General features: G+C 70.3%; 1 protein-coding gene. It reads right to left on the minus strand.

Going from position 1 to position 444, the window contains the following annotated elements:
* On the minus strand, positions 1 to 444 hold a 444-nt coding region (locus tag I6F37_RS40095), incomplete at both ends, for a glycosyltransferase (RefSeq protein ID WP_225154392.1).

Consider the following 444-nt stretch of genomic DNA (forward strand, 5'->3'; position numbering starts at 1 on the left):
GCCGTCGCCCGCGAGTTGCGGATGGACGTCGGCGATGCGCGCACGCGCTTCGCGATCGACCCGCGGTACGCGCGCAAACGCCTCCGGATCGATGCCGCGCGGAATCACGACCAGGCGATCCGGATCGGTGGCCGGATAGCGCGCCAGCAGGTACTCGCGAACCGTGCGCGAGACACAGATCACGCGTTCGCTGCGCGCCATGATCGCGCTGTAGCGCGAGGGCGAATTCAGCCCGTGCGCGGTGGTCACGACATGTGGCCTCGAGGCCGGCGGACGCATGCCGCGCACCGCCCACCAGCCCAGCCATGCCGGCAGGCGCGAACGCGCATGCACGATGTCGGTGTCGACCTCGCGGAACAGCGCGCGCAACGCGCGCACATGGCGCAGTGCCAGCGGCGACTTGCGACCGATGTCGAGGGCAACGTGTTCCGCGCCGATTTCCAG

The organism is Bradyrhizobium sp. NBAIM08, from assembly GCF_020193935.1.
GTDB classification, from domain to species: domain Bacteria; phylum Pseudomonadota; class Alphaproteobacteria; order Rhizobiales; family Xanthobacteraceae; genus Bradyrhizobium; species Bradyrhizobium yuanmingense.